Source organism: Streptomyces sp. NBC_00286, from assembly GCF_036173125.1.
GTDB lineage: Bacteria > Actinomycetota > Actinomycetes > Streptomycetales > Streptomycetaceae > Streptomyces.
The window spans coordinates 8,270,681-8,288,047 of sequence record NZ_CP108054.1 but is presented as its reverse complement, the minus strand read 5'-3'; the positions used below and the strand labels follow the sequence as shown (position 1 = coordinate 8,288,047).

The window sequence follows — 17,367 nt, the reverse complement described above, 5'->3', positions numbered from 1 at the left end:
CGTTAGGGCGGCGACACAAGCGTTAACAAGACGTTGACGTGCGAGCAATAAGCGCAAAAAGCCTGGTCAGGGCGTTGTCCCTGTTGGCGAGACCTCTACGGATATGCCATTGAGGACCGCATTGCCCGACAGCGGGTCGAGCAGCGAGCCGTCGAGAAGCTGGTTGACGTTGACTCCGGGGTCGGTGGCGGCGTGGCTCATACGAGTGCCCGGCCGGTCGTGACCCCAGCCGTGCGGGAGGCTCACGACCCCGCGCCGGATGCCGTCGGTGACCTCGGCCTCAGCCGTCAGCTCTCCCCCGGCGCCCTTGATCCGTACGGAGTCCCCGTCCGCGATCCCGAGGCGTGCGGCGTCGTCGGGGTGGAGGTGCAGGGTGCAGCGGTTGGTGCCGCCGGTCAGGGCGGGGATGTTGTGCATCCAGCTGTTGTTGGAGCGCAGATGACGGCGGCCGACGAGGACCAGGCCGTCCGGGCGTTGACGCAGGGCGTCCCTGAGGCGTGGCAGGTCGTCGGCGATGGGCTGCGGCAGCAGTTCGACGCGTCCGCTGCGGGTCTTGAGGGGCTGCGGAAGGCGCGGCTGGAGCGGTCCGAGGTCGATGCCGTGCGGCTGGTCCAGCAGCTTGTCCAGGGTCAGCCCTTCCCGTCGTACGCCGAATCCGTCGCCGTACGGGCCGAGGCGCAGCATCATGTCGAGCCGTCGCTCGGGGCCGCTGTCGCCGGTGAGCAGGGCGGCGAGTTCGCGGGGGTCACGGCCGTGCACCGGGGAGTGCGGGTCCTTGACGGCCTTGCCGAGGGTCTGGTCGATGACCATGGCGTCCACGGCGGAGGGGTCGGTGCCGTGCATGCCGGTCGCGGCGAGGACGAGCCGGGCGAGGATCTCGGTCTCGGCCATGCGGCCGGGTTCGAGGGGGACGGCGGCGCGGGTGTAGCGGACCTGATTGCGTACGGCGAAGTGGTTGAAGGCGAAGTCGTGGTGCGGGCTCTGCGAAGGCGGGGGCGGCGGCAGGACGACGTGGGCGTGGCGGGAGGTCTCGTTCAGGTACGGGTCGACGCTGACCATGAAGTCGAGCGAGTCGAGCGCCTTGTCGAGACGGTCGCCGTCGGGTGTGGACAGGACCGGGTTGGCGGCGATGGCGATGACGGCGCGTACGGGCTGGCCCTCGGCCGTCGCGGTGTCGATCTCCTCGGCGAGCGCAGCGATGGGCAGTTCGCCCTTGGCTTCCGGGTGGCGGCTGACCCTGCTGTGCCAGCGTCCGAGGGCGAAGCCGCGGCCGGGTCCGGCGGGGCGGGGCGTCTTGGCGGTGGCCTCGTGTGGGAAGAGGGCGCCGCCGGGCCGGTCGAGGTTGCCGGTGAGGATGTTCAGCACGTCGACGAGCCAGCTGGCCAGGGTGCCGTGCGGGACGGTGCAGCTGCCGATGCGGCCGTAGACGGCGGCGGTGGGCGCGGCGGCGAGTTCGCGGGCGAGCGCCCGGATCGTACCGGCATCCACATCGCACGCCTCGGCGACGGCTTCGGGCGTGAAGTCCCGTACGGCATCGCGGAGTTCGTCGAGTCCCTGCACCAGCTCGGTGAGCTCGCCGAGGTCGGTGAGCTTCTCCTCGAAGAGGACGAAGGTCATGGCCGCGAGCAGCAGGGCGTCGGTGCCGGGACGGATGGCGACGTGCCGGTCGGCGAGCTTGGCGGTACGGGTGCGGCGCGGGTCGATGACGGTGAGGGTGCCGCCGCGCGCCTTGAGGGCCTTGAGCTTGCCGGGGAAGTCGGGTGCCGTACACAGACTGCCGTTGGATTCCAGGGGGTTGGCGCCGATCAGCAGCAGGTGGTCGGTGCGGTCGAGGTCGGGTACGGGGATCGCGGTCGCGTCACCGAAGAGCAGCCCGCTGGACACGTGCTTGGGCATCTGGTCGATCGTGGAGGCCGTGAAGAGGCTGCGGGTGCCGAGGGCGCCGAGCAGTACGGGCGGATAGAGGGCGCCGGCCATGGTGTGGACGTTCGGGTTGCCGAGGACGACGCCGACGGCATGCGGTCCGTACGTCTCGACGACCGGACGCAGCCCGGCCGCCACCGCGTCGAACGCCTCCTCCCAGGTGGCCTCGCGCAGCTCACCGTCCTTGCGCACCAGTGGCGTACGCAACCTGTCGGGGTCTGAGTCCACGGCTCCGAAGGAGGCGCCCTTCGGGCAGATGAATCCCTGGCTGAACACATCGGCGCGGTCGCCACGGGCGCCGGTCACCCGGGTGCCCTCGATGGTGAGCGTCAGCCCGCAGGTGGCTTCGCACAGGGGGCAGATGCGCAGGGCGGTGCGGGAGTCGGTGGTGGTGGACACGGGCCCTCCGGGTGGGTGGCGACGTCGGCACGCGGACTGCCACCGAGCATACCGAGCGGTATGCCCGGCGGGGAGGCCTTCCGAGGGTCACGCTTGATGGTCACGCTTAGTCGAGCACTCGCGCCAGGTACGACCGCAGCAGCTCCCGCGTCTCCTCGATGATCCGCTCGTCGCCCGACGGGCTGATGCGGAAGGCGAGTTGGACGAGGGTGTCGGCGGCCTCGACGGCGACCAGGAAGGTACGGCGGAGGTCGCCGTCCGGGTCACGGCCGAGATAGGCGGAGAGCATGTCGGTCAGGCGGTCGGCGACGCGGGTGTTGGGTTCGGCGTCCCGGGTGCCTACGGGGATCTGGTTGCCGAAGTCGACGAGGGCGAAGCCGGGCGCGGTGCGCTTCATGACGAGGTACTCGTCGAGCACGGCATCCATGGCCGTCCGCCAGCCGCCCTCCCCCTCCGCCGCTTCGAGGCGCTGGGTAACACGTTCGGCGTAGCGGTCGAGGTTGCGCTGGGCCAGCGCGTCGGCCATGGCGCGCTTATTGCCGAAGAAGCGGTAGACAGAGCCGATGGGGACACCGGCGCGCACGGCGACGGCCCGGGTACTCAGGGCGTCGTAGCCGACCTCGTCGAGGAGATCGGCGCAGGCGTCGAGGATCCGGGTCAGTCGTTCCGCGCTCCGGCGCTGGACGGGCGCGCGGCGCAGCGAGGTCGCTTGAGGCACGGGCAACATCATGCCTTTCCGGCGTGGTTCGGGGAACCGCGCCCCCCTGTACGCCGGTCGCGCTCCCGCTCGCTCACCTGCGGAGTCGGCGCGGGAGACGTAGTGGGAGAAGTAGCGGTGGTCGGTGGCTCGGGGGTCGTCGTGGGAGACGGCTCGGGATCGGAGACGGTGATGTCCGCGGTTCTCTCGATGGGTTCACCGTCGACGGCCCACACGGTGTCGTCGTCGGCATGGAGGCGCACGGTGATCTTGTGCGTGCCGCGGGTGACGGAGCTGCCGGGCAGATGGTGGGTGGGGTCGCGGAGCTCGGCGACGGGGCGGCCGTCCACTCGCAGGAGGGCGTAGCCGCGCCCTTGAACGGCCGCCTCCTTCCCGCCGGCCGGTGTGAAGCGGAAGTCCTCGAGGGTCAGGCGGACATTCCAGCCGTCCCGGGCGTCGGGCAGCACTTCTATCCCGACCTCGGGTGCGCGCTTCTTGTCCACCTCACGGTAGTTCCGCCCCTCTTCGTCCGTGTCTTCCAGCACCTTGCCCACCGGCGACGGCCTTGCCCCGTTGCCCTCGCCCGCGCCGCCGCCCGAATCGCAGCCCGTGATTCCGGCGAGCAGGGCACCGAGGAGGGCACAGACGGCGAACGCGGCGAGGAATCCGCGCGTCCACGACATGTCGGTGACACTAAGGCACCGGTCTGACAGGCGAATCCCCCTCAAGTCGGGTTCTTGGGTACTACAGCGGTATTGGCGCGATCATGCCGATCGCTTCCCGGCCACGTCCTTGCATCCCTCGCCGCATGTCTTGCGGACGGAATTCCTGAATCCTACGGTGTTACATAGGAATCAGATCTGGGTTCAGGGTTCAGGGATCAGGCGCGAGGGAGCGACCATGAACGGGGATGCGCGGAAGACCGCCGAGGCATTGACGTACCTCTCGGGCTTCGGCAATGAGCACAGTTCGGAGGCGGTGCCGGGCGCGCTGCCGATCGGCCGCAACTCGCCGCAGCGCGCACCGCTCGGGCTGTACGCGGAGCAGCTGAGCGGTTCGGCGTTCACGGAGCCGAGGGCGCAGAACCGCCGCTCATGGCTCTACCGGATCCGCCCCTCCGCCGCCCACCCGGCCTTCGCCCGTACCGACAACGGCACCCTCCGCACGGCACCCTTCACCGAGACGGCGCCCGACCCGAACCGGCTGCGCTGGAACCCCCTCCCGGAGCCCGAGCCGGGCACGGATTTCGTACGGGGCCTATGGACCCTCGGCGGCAACGGCGACGCCACGCAGCGCACCGGTATGGCCGTGCACCTGTATCACGCCAACTCCTCGATGGAGCGGGTGTTCAGCGACGCCGACGGCGAGCTGCTGATCGTGCCGGAGCACGGCGGGCTGCTGCTGCGCACCGAGTTCGGGCTGCTGCACGCGGAGCCAGGGCATGTCGCGCTGATTCCTCGCGGCGTGCGGTTCCGTGTGGAGCTGCTCGATGAGTCTGTACGTGGCTACGTGTGCGAGAACTACGGGGCGCCCTTCCAGCTCCCCGAACTCGGGCCGATCGGCGCCAACGGGCTTGCCGCCGCGCGCGACTTCCAGGCGCCGGTCGCCGCGTGTGAGGACGTCGAGGGCCCGGTGGAGGTGGTGAACAAGTTCTGCGGGAACCTGTGGACCGCGACGTACGACCACTCTCCGCTGGACGTCGTCGCCTGGCACGGCAGCCATCTGCCGTACGTCTACGACCTGCGCCGATTCAATGTGCTCGGCACGATCTCGTACGACCACCCGGACCCGTCGATCTTCACGGTGCTGACCTCGCCGACGGACACTCCGGGGCTCGCGGGCGTCGACTTCGTCGTCTTCGCGCCGCGTTGGCTGGTGGGTGAGGACACGTTCCGGCCGCCGTACTTCCACCGGAATGTGATGAGCGAGTACATGGGGCTCATCGAGGGTGCGTACGACGCGAAGGCGGAAGGCTTTGTTCCAGGCGGGGGTTCGCTGCACAACATGATGTCGGCGCACGGGCCCGACCGGGAGACCTTCGACCGGGCGAGCGCCGCGGAGCTGCGTCCGCAGAAGGTCGACGACGGCCTGGCCTTCATGTTCGAAACGCGCTGGCCGGTGACGCTCACGGCGCAGGCGGCACGGGCGGAACACCTGCAACGGGCGTACGACGATGTATGGCAGGGCCTCGAGCGTCACTTCGGCCCGTTGCACTGAACGCCGGTTGACCGGTACGGATACCTTCGTGACCTCATTCGCCCCGGACTCGATCGTCCTGAACCGCAAGCTGCCGCTCTGGTATCAGGTGTCGCAGTCCCTGCGCGCCTCGATACTCGGCCGGTCACCGGAGGACCCGCTGCGCCTGCCCACCGAGGAACAGCTGGCGGGACACTACGGGGTGAGCGTCCTGACCATGCGCCAGGCGCTCAAGGAACTGGAGGACGAGGGCCTGATCACCCGCCATCGCCGACGCGGCACGTTCATCGAGCCGAGCGCGCAACGGGGGGCGCCGGTGCGGTTGCTGGGCTCGGTGGACGCGATCGTGGCGCAGCAGTCGGGTATGACGACGGAGCTGCTCGATCACGGCGTGGCGCCGATGTCGGCCGAACTCGCGGAATACTTCCCCGAGTTGGCCGAGGTGGCGACGTATCACCGGCTGCGGAGTGACGAGAAGACGGGCGAGCCCACGAATCACGCGCGGAACTATGTCCGGCCGGAGCTGGCTGAGCGTATCGATCTGGACGATCTCATCCGCTGGCCGATGACGAAGGTACTGCGGGACGTGGTCGGCATGCGGATCAGCCGCATCACCGACACGGTGGAGGCTCGGCTGGCCGATCCGGAGACGTCACGGCTGCTTGAGGTGCCGTTGCTCAGCCCGATTCTGCGGTACACGGGGGTTGCGTGTGGTGACGACGGTCGGGTGCTGGATGTGGCGGTGATCCATTACCGGGGGGATCGGTTTTCGTTCACGGTGACGCTTGAGGCGTAGGCGCTCCGCTGGTTGTGCGGTTGGGTTCGTTGTCGACTGACGGTTCGTTGTGGCTGGTCGCGCAGCCGTGCGGGGTGCCTCCGGCGGTTGGGCGGCTGCGGGTTGAGCGTGGCTGGTCGCGCAGCCGTGCGGGGTGCCTCCGGCGGTTGGGCGGCTGCGGGTTGAGTGTGGCTGGTCGCGCAGCCGTGCGGGGTGCCTCCGGCGGTTGGGCGGCTGCGGGTTGAGTGTGGCTGGTCGCGCAGCCGTGCGGGGTGCCTCCGGCGGTTGGGCGGCTGCGGGTTGAGCGTGGCTGGTCGCGCAGCCGTGCGGGGTGCCTCCGGCGGTTGGGCGGCTGCGGGTTGAGCGTGGCTGGTCGCGCAGTTCCCCGCGCCCCTTGGGTGGTTGGTGGGTGCGGGGCCGCGGGCCGGTGCGTCAGCCCGTCGCCAACAGGGCATACGACCCCTTGCTTCCACAGGGCGCAGCAGTGCCCAGACCGAAGCTAAGCGACGGGCATACGACGCACCGGCCCACGTCCCCTCCCGCCGGCGAGAAGCTGCGAGTAGTAGGGGGCGGGTGCGTGGTGGCTGGTGAGGGTGATGGCTGGTGAGCCTGATAGCGGACGGCTCCAGGGGCGCCCCTTCAGGGGCGCGGGGAACTGCGCGACCAGCCACAACGCACCCGCACCCGCGACACGACTGTCACCCCCACCCCGGTAGGCACCCACCCACCCGCCGGAGGCGCCCCACCCCGCCGGAGGCAGGGGGGCCTGGGGGCGCAGCCCCCAGTTTCGGGAAGGGGCGGGGCTGGGGAAAAGAACCGCCACGACGGACCCGCCGTCGCCCATGCACCGAACCCGCCCCCGGGGCAGGCGCCCCCGACAAGCAACGGAGTGTCGTCGTACCATGCCCAGCGTGACGCACGACGCCCCGCTGCTCGCGGACCTCATGCCGTGGTCCGTCGCACCGCCGCGGCTGGGCCGGGCGTGGCCGACGGCCCCCGACGCGGCGTCCCTGAAAGCCCGCTGGGACACGTTCGTGAAGGCCGAAGGCCCCCACAGGGAGGCCCTGTTCGGCGTCACGCGCGCACGAAACCTGCACTCGGCAGTGGCCCAACTGCCGGGCCAGTCCAGCGGAACGGGCCGACTGGTCCGCGCATCGGGCCCCAGCGCGGAGCCCGTACGCGTGCTGCTGGGCCCCTTCGACGAGCAGTGGCTGATCCCGGACCACAGGTTGATCGACGCGGCCCGCCCAGAACTGTGGCGAGTGGCGGACGACCAGCAGGTGTTCGCCGTCGAGCAGCCGCCCGCGCCGGACAGCCCCGCACTGCTCGTCGCGCCGGTGCTCCCCGTACTCCCGCCGCAGCCGCGCCAGACGAAGAACGCCCCCGCAGCCCGCCCCGGCCGCATCCACCCCCTCTACCGCCGCCCCGGCGGCCTCGAACCGAACCTCGCCCCCGGCCTCGTAGACCACCTGGCCAAACGCCTGGGCCACACCCCCGCCCCGCTCGACGTCCTCGCCTGGACGGTGGCGGTGGCGCGCCCGGGCCCGGACGGTTGCACCGTCCCGCTCACCGCCAACCCCGAACTCTGGGCGTACGGCACCGAGTTGGGCCACCGCATGCTCTGGCTGATGCGCCGCGACGGCGACCGTCCCAAACTCCCCGGCGGCCGCCGCCCGTACGTCCGCGCCCCGCTCCCCGCCCTCCCCCACTCTCGGCTTCGCTCGAGCGGGGGGACCCCCATCCTCGAACTCCACTACGACCGCGACGAGGAGACCCTCCACCTCGACGAGGGCCGCATCTCCCCCGTACCGCCCGCTGCCTGGGACTTCGAGGTGGGCGGAGTACGGGTCCTGGACCAGTGGTTCACGGCCCGGACCACTCCCCCGGAGCCCGGCACATTGGAAGCGATCCGCCCCACCACGTGGCCCCAGACGTGGACATCCGAACTGCTGGAGCTGATCACGGTGTTGGCCCTACTGGCGGAACTCCGTCCTCAGCAGGCCGAGTTGGCCATGGACGCACCCGTCACGGCGAGCGAGCTACGCAAGGCGGGCGTACTCCCGGTACCGGACGCGGCCCGAAAGCCCGCCTCCGTACTCGACCACCACGAGGAAGGCCCGGAGGGCCAGTTCGCGCTGATCTGACACTCGGTCGGCGATTGCTGATCGGTGCGAGGCCGTGACGTGGGTGCGGTCGGCACGGGGCCGTCGGCCTCGATGTCAGCCCGTCGGGAGCACGCTCTATCGTCGTCGCATGGTGTTAAAGATCGATGTACCGATGGCCCTTGTCCGCGGCGCCGTGGAGGAGGGTTACGGTGCCGTCGCGGACGCGTTCCGGCGCAACTTCGCCGATGGCAAAGAGGTTGGTGCCGCGTGTGCCGTCTACCGGGACGGGGTCAAGGTCGTTGACCTCTGGGGTGGTTACCGCAATGGCCTGACACGAGAGCCGTGGCACGAGGACACGCTGGTGCCGGTGTTCTCCACCACCAAGGGGATCGCGTCACTGGCGGTCGCAGTCGCCCACGCCCGCGGACTGCTGAGCTACGACGAACGGGTTGCCGCCTACTGGCCCGAGTTCGCCGAGGCCGGCAAGAGTGACGTCACCGTGCGCCAACTGCTGTCGCACCAAGGCGGGTTGCCAGTCATCGACCGGCCGCTGAAGCTGGCGGACCTGGCGGATCCGCACGTGTTGTCCGCGGCACTGGCCGAGCAGCGCCCGGCGTGGACACCGGGGACGCGACACGGCTACCACGGCCAGTCGCTGGGCTACTACGAGAGCGAACTGATCCGCCGGGTGGACCCCCGAGGCCGCAGCCTGGGCCGTTATTTCGCCGAGGAGATCGCCGCCCCGCTCGACGCCAAGTTCCACATCGGCTTGCCCTCGACGGTGGATCCGGAGCTGATCGCGCACATCCACGGCTTCGCCGGTGTCGAGATGCTCCTGCACATGGGCGAGATGCCGTTGCCGTTCGTGCTGGCGTTCAGCAACCCGCGCAGCCTCTCCGCCCGGGCGTTCAGCAATCCCCGGGAGCTGGGCAAGGTCGAGGCCTTCAACCGCCCGGACGTGCGCGCCCTGGAGATACCCGCCGTCAACGGCATCGGCGAGGTGCGTGCGATCGCCAAGCTGTACGGCGATGCCGCGACCGGAGGCAAGGCCCTCGGCCTGGACCCGGCCACCGTGGAGGCCCTCACCCGAGCCGCCCGGCCTCCTTCCGAAGGGCCGCGGGACCAGGTGCTGCGCGTCGACACCCAGTACTCCCTCGGTTACATGAAGCCCTTTCCCCGATTCCGCTTCGGCTCCTCCGCGGGCACGGCGTTCGGCACGATGGGGCTGGGCGGATCGTTCGCCTTCGCCGACCCGGACACCGGTGTCGGATTCGCCTACGCCATGAACCGGTGCGGCTTCCACTTGTGGGACGACCCGCGTGAGGTGGCGCTCCGCGACGCGCTGTTCTCCACCGTCCTGGGCGAGGCGCCGCAGCGTCCGGACACACGCCGACGGTAGTCGTGCTAGCGCGCAAATCCGTCCAGCACCCGCCCCAACGCCCGTTCGAACACCGCCTCCATGTCAATGGGCCCGGAGTCCTCCGCAAACGCCGCCGCCAGCCGCGGATACGCCCCGCTCGCCACCTGCCCCCCGAGGTAGCGGCCGCGCACCGCGTTCTCCTGGACCTCCGACCACGGCAGTGAGCGCGTCCGCTCGGCGGTGGCGAGCTCGGTCGTCACGTACGTCGTCACCACGCCGTTGATCATCGCGATCAACTCGAACTTCGTGCCGTACGTCCCCTCGAAGGGGTCCAGGCAGACCAGGCAGTGCTCGAGATAGCGCAGGGCGTTCGGGCTGAACCCGTACACCGGGGACATCAGCGCCGGCAGCCACGTGTGGCGGAGCATGAGCGCGCGGGCCTGCCGGGCGACCCGGAGCATGTCGGCGCGCCAGTCGCCCGACGGCTCCCACAGCTCGTGCTCGGCGGCGACGGCGTCGACCATCAGCTCGTACAGGTCCTCCTTGCGCGGCACGTAGTTGTAGAGCGACATCGTGCCGCAGCCCAGTTCGGCCGCCACATGGCGCATCGAGACGGCGTCGAGTCCTCGTTCGTCCGCGATCCGCACCGCGGCGGCCGCGATGTCGGCGCGGCTGTACGCGGGCCGCGGACCGCGTCCCGTGCGCTCGGGTCGGGCCCAGATCACCTCGGGTTCGGCCCCTCGTGCTGCCATCTGTCGATCACCTCGTGACCATCCTAGTTACGTACACCGTACGTAGTGCGCTATGGTCGAGCCATGACTTCTACGTACGCTGTACTTAGTGAAGGGCTCGAGAAGGGCTTCGGGGAGGTCCACGCCCTGCGTGGGCTGGACCTCGCCGTCGCCGGCGGCACGGTCTGCGGGATGCTCGGGCCGAACGGCGCAGGCAAGACCACGGCCGTACGGGTCCTGACGACGCTGCTACGGCCCGACGCGGGGTCCGCGCGGATCGCGGGCCACGACCTCGTACGGGAGCCGGACGCGGTCCGCCGCGCCATCGGCGTGACGGGCCAGTACGCCTCGGTCGACGGCGACCTCACGGGGCGGGAGAACCTGCGGCTCTTCGCGAAGCTGCGCCGCGTCCCGAAGGCGCAGGCCCGCGCCGACGAACTCCTCGACCGCTTCGAGCTCGCCGAAGCCGCGGACCGCCCCACGTCCACGTACTCCGGCGGCATGCGGCGCCGCCTCGACCTGGCCGCGAGCCTCATCACGCGGCCCGAGGTGCTGTTTCTGGACGAGCCGACGACCGGACTCGACCCGGCCAGCCGCAACCAGATCTGGCAGGCGGTACGCGACCTCGCCGCGGACGGTACGACGGTGCTGCTGACCACGCAGTATCTGGAGGAAGCCGATCAACTGGCCGACGACATCGCCCTGGTGGACGAGGGCAGGGTCGCCCACACCGGTTCACCCGCCGCGCTCAAGGCGCTCATCGGCTCGTACGCGGAAGTCGTCGTCGCGCACGCGGACGCGATGGCCGCGGCGGCGGTCGTACTCGATCAACTCACCGGCGCCGAACCGCACTTCGATCGTGAGCGGCACGCCGTCGGCGCCGTCACCACCGATCCGACGCTCACGCTTCCCCGTCTCGTACGCGAACTGGACGCCGCGGCCGTGCCGTTGCTCGACGCGAGTCTGCGTCCGCCGAGCCTCGACGACGTGTTCCTGCGTCTGACCGACCGCCCGACCGACCGTAAGGACTTCGTGGCATGAGTGCCCTCGCGTACGACACCACGGCCATGCTCGGCCGGCAGCTTCAGCGGGTCCGGCACAATCCCGGGCTGCTGATCCTCACTCAGACGATGCCGATCACGATGCTGTTGTTCTTCGGCTATGTCTTCGGCAGCGCGCTCGCCATGCCGGGCGCCGAGTACCGCTCGTTCCTGGTGCCGGGGCTGCTGGTGGCGACCGCGGCGAACGGGATCATGACGGGGATGTTCCAGGCGGCCCAGGACTCGCACCGGGGCGTGATGGACCGTTTCCGTACGCTGCCGATGAGCCGGGCCGCGGTGCCGCTGGGTCAGGCGGCGTCCGATCTGGTGCTGACCGCCGCGGGCATGGTGCCCCTGTTGCTGGTCGGGCTCGCGGTGGGCTGGCGCGTTGAGGGGTCGGCGCTGGAGGCCGTGGCGGCCGTCGCGTTGCTGCTGCTGTTCCGGTTCGCCATGGCGTGGATCGGGATTCTGCTCGGGCTCTTGTCCCAGAGCGAGGAGGCGGCGGGGCAGTTGGGTGGGGCGACCTTCATCCTGCCGCTGCTGTCGAATGCGTACATTCCGACGGACAATCTGCCGGGCTGGCTGCGCACGATGGCCGAGTGGAACCCGATCAGCGCGGTGACGACGGCGGTGCGGGATCTGTTCGGCAATGCGCCGGTGCCGGAGGGTGCCGCCTGGCCCGTGGCGCATCCGGTGGCGGGATCGCTGGCCTGGTGCGCGGCACTGATCGCGGTGTTCCTGCCGCTCGCCGTCCGCCGGTACGCGACCGGCGGACGCTGAGCGTCAACTCCTGTGAACGTGTGAAACCTTCGCACCGCGGGTGGGAAGCGGGTGCGAAGGTGTCCGGGTTCGGCTGCCGGTCAGTGACCGGGGGCGCTGGTCAGCGGCCGCCGAACAGGGAACGGCGCAGTCGGCGCAGGGGGGCGAAGAGCGAGACCCGCCGCACTCGTGCGCGCCTGCTGTTGCGCTCCTGCGTGTGGTCGCGTGCGGTCAGCTCACGCATCAGCGAGGTCGCCTCGGTCGTCTCTCCCTGCGGGATGGCGGGGCCACCCAGCACCGAGAGATGACGGTCGAGGCGCGAACTCGTCGCGCTGCTCCCGCAGGTGATCGCAGGGACTCGCGCCCTGCCACGCACTGTTATCTGTTCCATGTCACTCCCCACCCATACGAGGGCACCCGGCCCGGGCAGGTTAACCCTATCGCTCCCTCATGACACTCGTGTATCCCGGGCGCAGGATTCACCTTCCCCGTAAGGCCGTTGACGATTACTCTGACGATTACTCTCCGAATCCGACTGATTTCAGGGCGAGTTGGACAACTGGTGCAGATGTGGGCTGTGGAGAGCCGCCCTGTGGCTCGACGGTGACAGCGAGTGAGGTCGCGTCGGGATTCAAATCCGTGGCGAGCAAGGGCGTGTCGCCCTCGAACAGGCCCAGGGAGCGCGGTTGGACCTCTGGTCGCATGAGCCACAGTTGGTGAACCCTTCCGTTCGTCGGGTTGCCGAGGCCCGCTGGGGTGACCACGGCGGCGCGCGCCGAGGCGGACGCGACGACATTGATGCTCTGTCCGCCTGAGATGCGTCCGGCACTCGCGGCGGCATCAGGGGCCGCGAGAATGTTGGCGATCTCACGTGCCTGGGTCCGCTCCTGGTCGAGCTGGTCCTGGGTGCGGGACGCCTGGACGCCGAACAGCGCCGCGACGACGAGCGCCGCAGCGGCCGTGGTGGCGGCGAGCGGGGACAGCAGGCCGTGCAGCCGCGAGGGACGCGGCCGTACGGCACGCATCCCGGGCAGCGGCTGCTGTCTGGCCCGCTGATGCGGCTGCGGACCCTGGGCGGTCTGCCCCGGAGCGGCCTCCTGGGGTGTCGTCCGTACGGCCATGAGGACCCGGTCGCGCATCGCGGCCGGCGGCGGGGCGGCCGTGTTCCACGCGAGGCGGACCGCGTCCTCGCGCAGCAGGCGCACCTCGGCGGCGCAGCTGTCGCAGCGCTTCAAGTGCTTCTCGAAACGCTGCTGTTCGCGGGGATCCAGGGCGTCGAGGGCGTACGGGGCGGCCAGCGAATGTAGTTCGCCGCGCCTGAAGAGGACGGTCATACGGCACCTCCCAGGCATTCGCGCAACCGTGTGAGTCCGTCGCGCATGCGCGTCTTGACCGTGCCGAGCGGTAATGAGAGGCGCTCGGCCACTTCACGGTACGTGTAGCCGTCGTAGTAGGCGAGGGTGACGGACTGGCGTTGCAGTGTGGTGAGCGTGTCCAGGCAGCGGCGTACCCATTCGCGTTCGAGGCCTGCCTCGACCTCCTCGGCGACCTGGTCGAAGGCGGGCCCGTTGGCGCGCTGGGCCTCGCGCATCTCGCGTTCGCCGGCCGCGCGGGCGCTGCGCACCCGGTCGACGGCGCGGCGGTGCGCGAGGGTCAGGACCCAGGACAGCGCACTGCCTCGGCCGGGGTCGTAGCGGGCGGCGGAGCGCCAGAGTTCGAGCAGCACTTCTTGGGCGACCTCCTCCGACTGGGCCGGGTCCCTCACCACGCGGCGCACCAGACCGAAGACCGGTCCGGACACCAGTCCGTACAGATCCTCGAAAGCCTTCTGGTCGCCTTTGGCCACGAGCACCAGAAGTTCGTCCGCCTGCACCCGTAACCCCCTCTCCCGGCCGCGTGTCGGCCTGTGCCGACAGTCAAGCATTCGGCGCCGACGCCCGTTCGGATGGGTCCGCAGATCAACTCGTCGAAAAACTCGAGTGAAACTCAAACCAATCCGCCCGCCCGACGGCGCCGAATGGCGTGTGTCAGGCAAGAAAACACGCGGCAAGAGCGCAAGGCCGAACGGACAGGGCCCGTCCGTCGTCCCTCGCCATCACCGCCGGAACGCAGCTTGTAAGAGGACGGACGGCATGACACCTAACACCCGCAGGATCGTGGGACGCAGGGGCCTCGCGACCCTCGTCTGTGGTGCGCTGGCTACCGGATCGCTAGCAGCCGCAGGCGTGACCGCGCTCGCGCCTCAGGAGGCGAGCGCCTCCAGCCACCGGGAGGCCCCGCTGATCTCGGGGACGCCGCAGTTCGACAACACGGACCTGTACGCGTTCGTGAGCCCGGACGCCCCCGACACCACGACGATCGTCGCGAACGTGATCCCCTTCGAGGAGCCGGCGGGCGGACCGAACTTCTACACGTTCGCCGAGGACGCCCAGTACGACATCCACATCGACAAGGACGGCGACGCGCAGGGCGATCTGCTCTTCCGCTACACGTTCGACACGCACGTCAAGAACGACAAGAGCTTCCTGTACAACACGGGGCCGGTCGAGAGCCTGGACGACCCCGACCTGAACATCACGCAGACCTACGACCTTCAGCTGCTGCAGCTGAAGGACCAGAAGGCCGTGAAGCGGACGTACGTCGCGGACGATGTGCCGGTCGCGCCGTCGAACGTCGGCAAGGCGTCGATGCCGGACTACGCCAAGCTGCGTGACCAGGCGGTCAAGGAGCTGGGGTCGTACGACGCCAAGACCTTCGCAGGTCAGGCGGACGACCCGTTCTTCGCGGACCTGCGGGTCTTCGACCTGCTGTACGGCGGGAACCTGTCGGAGGTCGGCAACGACACTCTCAAGGAATACAACGTCAACTCCATCGCCCTGCAGCTGCCGAACGAGTTCATCCAGGAGTCGGCCAAGCAGCCGGTCGTCGGGATCTGGGCGACGACGAACCGCAAGGGCGCGGACGGGAAGTTCAGGCAGGTCTCGCGGCTCGGGAACCCGCTGGTGAACGAGGTCGTCAACCCGATCAAGGACAAGGACACGTTCAACGCGTCCGCGCCGTGGGACGACGCCCAGTTCCTGAAGAACGTGACGGAACCGGAGCTGCCGAAGCTCATCGAGGCGATCTACAAGATCCCCGCGCCGGACGAGCCCAGGAACGACCTCGTGGACGTCTTCCTGAAGGGCGTACCCGACCTCAACCAGCCGCCGCACGTACGGGCTTCGGAGATGCTGCGGCTCAACACGTCGATCAAGCCGGCGGCGAAGCCGAAGCGGCTCGGTGTGCTGGACGGCGACAACGCGGGCTTCCCGAACGGGCGCCGGCTCACGGACGACGTGATCGACGCCTCGCTTCAGGTCGTCGAGGGTGAACTGCTCGGCGCCAAGAACGACTTGGGTGACGCGGTCAACAAGAACGACAAGGAATTCGAGAAGTCCTTCCCGTTCGTCGCTCTGCCGACCGAGGGTTCGCGCGGTCCGCTGGCCAAGGGCACGGATGCCACCAAGGGCGATGTGCGCAACCAGCTCGGTGACGCGCTGACGCCCACGGGTACGAGTGGCAGCAACATCGGCGGCATGGACGACACCACGCTGATCGCCGTGTCGGCGGTGTCTGGTGCGGCTGGCTTCCTGCTGATCGGCACCGGCCTGATGTGGTGGCGCAGCCGACGCCGGATCCGCGGCTACTACTAAGCATCCGCTGGTTAGGCGGTTTGGAACTGCGGGTCCGTTGTGGCTGGTCGCGCAGTTCCCCGCGCCCCTAAAGGGGCGCTTACCGCACCGGACTTAACACGTCCCCCACAAACTGACGCGGCCCGTAACCACCGTTCCCCCACGGCGCGGGCCGCGCCTTCAACTCCGTACCACCGCACCTTCGGAAGATCGAGGAGAGGGCATGTCCCCGCGCGAGAACGAGGACGGCGCCGTCGAGGCCGAGCAGCAGACGGCTCGTACGGACGCCGCCGCGCCCACCGAGGGCGAGGACACGCCCCAATCCACGGAGCCCACGCCGGACTCCGCACCGGGCCGCCCCGAGGCGGCGCCGGAGTCGCGGCGGGCTCGGGTGGTGCGGCTGGCCGCTTGCACTGTGGCCCTCGCCGTTGCGATGACCGCGGGGGCCGTCGTGATCGGGTCCCGGGATGACGGTGGGGTGAAGGCCGTGGCCTCCGTGCCCGGGACCGCGCCCGAGTTGCTGGCCGGGGGGAATCTCAACGAAAGCATTTCCGCGCTCCAGGGGCACCTGAAGGCGCAGCCCAAGGACTTCAGCGGGTGGGCCACGCTCGGTGTCGCGTACGTCGAGCAGGCGCGCACCAACGGCGACCCGTCGCGTTATCCGCAGGCACAGCGTGCGCTGGACCGGTCGCTGAAGCTGAAGCCCGACAACGACCCGGCGCTCGCCGGCCGGTCGGCGCTGGCCGCCGCGCGGCACGACTTCCCCGGGGCGCTGCGGTACGCGGAGAACGCGCTGGAGGAGAACCCGTACAACGAGCGGGCGTTGTCCTCGCGGATCGACGCGCTGGTCGAACTCGGCCGCTACGACGAGGCGTTGAAGGCCTCTGACCAAGCCGACGCCCGGCGCCCCGGCATCCCCGTCTTCACCCGGTACGCCTACGTACGCGAGCTGCGCGGCGACGTACCCACCGCGCGGCGCGTCCTGGAGCAGGCGCTCAGCAGTGCCACGGCGCCCGGAGACGTGGCGTACGTGGCGACCTCGCTCGGTCAACTCGCCTGGCGCGAGGGCGAGTACGAGACCGCCCTGACGCACTACGCACGGGCACTGCGAGCAGACCGCACCTACCTCCCGGCCCTGGAGGGCCGCGCCCGCGCCCAGGCCGCGAACGGCGACCAGGCGGCGGCGATCCGCGGCATGGAGGAGGTCGTGGCCGGCTTTCCGCTGCCCGGCCCGCTGGTCGCGCTGGGCGAGTTGTACGAGGCCCGGGGCGCCGAGGGCGACAAGGCGAAGGCCCGCGACCAGTACGCCCTGGTCGACGCGTGGACCGCGCTGGCCCGCGCGAACGGCGTCAACGCCGACCTCGACACGGCCCTCGCGGCGGCCGACCACGGCGACCGCGAGTCCGCCCTGCGCGCCGCGCGGGCCGAGTGGGACCGCCGCGAGACCGTGCACACCGCGGACGCCCTCGCCTGGGCCCTGCACGTCAACGGCCGCGACGAGGAAGCCCTCCCCTACGCCCGCCGCGCCACGGCCACCGGCTACCGCGACGCCACCTTCCTCTACCACCGCGGCATGATCGAACACGCCAACGGCAACAAGAAGGAAGCCCGCGACAACCTGTCGGCGGCACTCGAACTCAACCCGGGCTTCTCCCCGGTGGGCGCCAAAGCGGCCCGTACGGCCCTGAACGAACTGGGCGGTGCCAAGTGA

The 17,367-nt window shown here is 70.1% G+C and carries 15 protein-coding genes; 8 read left to right on the top strand and 7 right to left on the bottom strand.

Features of this window, described 5'->3' with window-relative positions; translation table 11 throughout:
• Window positions 1–66: 66 nt before the first annotated feature.
• The 3 genes from OHT21_RS37500 to OHT21_RS37490 form a co-directional block, all read right to left on the bottom strand.
• Entirely contained in the window at window positions 67–2,322 is a 2,256-nt protein-coding gene (locus tag OHT21_RS37500) for a molybdopterin oxidoreductase family protein (RefSeq protein ID WP_328772714.1), read from the bottom strand.
• 106 nt (window positions 2,323–2,428) lie between these two features.
• Entirely contained in the window at window positions 2,429–3,049 is a 621-nt protein-coding gene (locus OHT21_RS37495) for a TetR/AcrR family transcriptional regulator (protein ID WP_328774371.1), read from the bottom strand.
• A complete protein-coding gene (locus OHT21_RS37490; RefSeq protein WP_328772713.1) occupies window positions 3,049–3,702 on the bottom strand; it encodes a nuclear transport factor 2 family protein in 654 nt (217 codons plus the stop codon). The genes OHT21_RS37495 and OHT21_RS37490 overlap by 1 nt, the downstream gene beginning before the upstream one ends.
• A 217-nt stretch (window positions 3,703–3,919) precedes the next feature.
• Here OHT21_RS37490 and hmgA point away from each other — a divergent pair, with 217 nt between their 5' ends.
• The 4 genes from hmgA to OHT21_RS37470 all read left to right on the top strand — a co-directional run bounded on the left by hmgA (window position 3,920) and on the right by OHT21_RS37470 (window position 9,494).
• Window positions 3,920–5,236, top strand: coding sequence for a homogentisate 1,2-dioxygenase (hmgA, locus tag OHT21_RS37485; RefSeq protein WP_328772712.1), 1,317 nt, complete (start codon window positions 3,920–3,922; stop codon window positions 5,234–5,236).
• Between the two features lie 28 nt (window positions 5,237–5,264).
• Window positions 5,265–6,011, top strand: a complete 747-nt coding sequence (locus tag OHT21_RS37480; protein ID WP_328772711.1) for a GntR family transcriptional regulator — start codon at window positions 5,265–5,267, stop codon at window positions 6,009–6,011.
• 881 nt (window positions 6,012–6,892) lie between these two features.
• Complete coding sequence (locus OHT21_RS37475) at window positions 6,893–8,134, top strand: type ISP restriction/modification enzyme (protein ID WP_328772710.1); 1,242 nt, start codon at window positions 6,893–6,895, stop codon at window positions 8,132–8,134.
• 109 nt (window positions 8,135–8,243) lie between these two features.
• Entirely contained in the window at window positions 8,244–9,494 is a 1,251-nt protein-coding gene (locus OHT21_RS37470; protein WP_328772709.1) for a serine hydrolase domain-containing protein, read from the top strand.
• Between the two features lie 5 nt (window positions 9,495–9,499).
• Here the strand turns inward: OHT21_RS37470 and OHT21_RS37465 are convergent, their stop codons facing one another.
• Entirely contained in the window at window positions 9,500–10,207 is a 708-nt protein-coding gene (locus OHT21_RS37465; RefSeq protein ID WP_328772708.1) for a TetR/AcrR family transcriptional regulator, read from the bottom strand.
• Window positions 10,208–10,270: 63 nt separating this feature from the next.
• On the opposite strand from OHT21_RS37465, the gene OHT21_RS37460 reads away from it, so the two are divergent.
• On the top strand, window positions 10,271–11,227 hold the full coding sequence (locus OHT21_RS37460; RefSeq protein ID WP_328772707.1) for an ATP-binding cassette domain-containing protein: 957 nt from the start codon (window positions 10,271–10,273) through the stop codon (window positions 11,225–11,227).
• The gene (locus OHT21_RS37455) at window positions 11,224–12,006 is read left to right on the top strand and encodes an ABC transporter permease (protein WP_328772706.1); all 783 of its coding nucleotides are present in this window, start codon (window positions 11,224–11,226) and stop codon (window positions 12,004–12,006) included. Before OHT21_RS37460 ends, OHT21_RS37455 begins: the two co-directional genes overlap by 4 nt.
• 100 nt (window positions 12,007–12,106) lie before the next feature.
• On the opposite strand, the gene OHT21_RS37450 is transcribed toward OHT21_RS37455, so the two are convergent.
• The 3 genes from OHT21_RS37450 to OHT21_RS37440 form a co-directional block, all read right to left on the bottom strand.
• On the bottom strand, window positions 12,107–12,376 hold the full coding sequence (locus OHT21_RS37450) for a hypothetical protein (protein ID WP_033324109.1): 270 nt from the start codon (window positions 12,374–12,376) through the stop codon (window positions 12,107–12,109).
• 127 nt (window positions 12,377–12,503) lie between these two features.
• Entirely contained in the window at window positions 12,504–13,319 is an 816-nt protein-coding gene (locus tag OHT21_RS37445; RefSeq protein WP_328772705.1) for an anti-sigma factor, read from the bottom strand.
• Complete coding sequence (locus OHT21_RS37440; RefSeq protein ID WP_328772704.1) at window positions 13,316–13,858, bottom strand: sigma-70 family RNA polymerase sigma factor; 543 nt, start codon at window positions 13,856–13,858, stop codon at window positions 13,316–13,318. Before OHT21_RS37440 ends, OHT21_RS37445 begins: the two co-directional genes overlap by 4 nt.
• A gap of 259 nt (window positions 13,859–14,117) precedes the next feature.
• On the opposite strand from OHT21_RS37440, the gene OHT21_RS37435 reads away from it, so the two are divergent.
• Entirely contained in the window at window positions 14,118–15,677 is a 1,560-nt protein-coding gene (locus OHT21_RS37435; protein ID WP_328772703.1) for a DUF4331 domain-containing protein, read from the top strand.
• A gap of 202 nt (window positions 15,678–15,879) precedes the next feature.
• A complete protein-coding gene (locus OHT21_RS37430) occupies window positions 15,880–17,367 on the top strand; it encodes a tetratricopeptide repeat protein (RefSeq protein WP_328772702.1) in 1,488 nt (495 codons plus the stop codon).